This window comes from Cellulomonas algicola, from assembly GCF_003851725.1.
GTDB lineage: Bacteria > Actinomycetota > Actinomycetes > Actinomycetales > Cellulomonadaceae > Cellulomonas > Cellulomonas algicola.
Window position 1 is genome coordinate 1 of the sequence record NZ_BHYL01000178.1, and the last position, 864, is coordinate 864.

Genomic DNA, 864 nt, shown 5'->3' on the forward strand with positions numbered 1-864 from the left:
TGCGGCGTGAGGCCGCGGAGGCGGACGCGACCGAGTCGAGCAGCGCGCCGGCGACGGCCTGACGGGAGCGTGCGGGCGGGGCGGGGGCGGCTCGACGGGCGCCGGCCCCGCCCGCACCGCCGACCGGCCGGACGGGGCCGGGACAGGCCGGGTTCCGTCAGGCGTCGAGGCGCATCCGCCGCTGTGCGCCCTGCGTGCGCAGCACGAACCGGAACAGCGCGTCGACGTCGTTCTCGCGGATGTCGACGAACCGGCACCCGTACTGCGTCCCGCCGGTGCTGGTCCGCTGGGTGCGCAGCACCTCGGCGTCGAGCTTCACCGCACCGCGACCGGTCGGGAACTCGAACGCGACGCGGTCGTGCACCGCGAGCGTCGACGTCGTCGACAGGCGCATGCCGTGCGCGCTGATGTCGACGACCACGAACGAGATCGGGCGGCCCGGGCCGGCGCCGTCGGGGCCGGTCGCGACGCCCGTGCACAGCTGGAGCGTCCGGACGCGCGCACCCTGCCGCTTCTGCAGCATCGAGACGAGCTCGAGGTCGACCAGGGCGACCGTCGACGCGCCCACGCGCGACACCGTGCCGACGTAGCGGACCTCGCCGCGCACCTCGTCGAGCACGAGCACCTGGACGTCGTCACCGGGCCGCACCCCGCCGGGGACGACCCCGTGCTCGGCCGCGACCGTCATGGTCTCGCCGTCGAACGCCGCGACGTACCCCTCGACCACGGTGGTGCGGTCGCGCACCGTGAGCGCGCATCGTTCGAGGTCGTGCATGGTCGGTCCGTCCCGGTGGTGCTGGTCCTGGCGCCGGCACGGTGACACGTGCCGACACCGACCCCATCGGCAGGGCCGACGACCGGCTG

At 75.5% G+C, this 864-nt stretch carries 1 protein-coding gene; it reads right to left on the reverse strand.

The window, feature by feature from the left end; all coding sequences use genetic code 11:
- Nucleotides 1-157: 157 nt before the first annotated feature.
- The gene (locus tag CTKZ_RS12010; protein WP_124343164.1) at nucleotides 158-775 is read right to left on the reverse strand and encodes a PilZ domain-containing protein; all 618 of its coding nucleotides are present in this window, start codon (nucleotides 773-775) and stop codon (nucleotides 158-160) included.
- Nucleotides 776-864 lie beyond the last annotated feature (89 nt).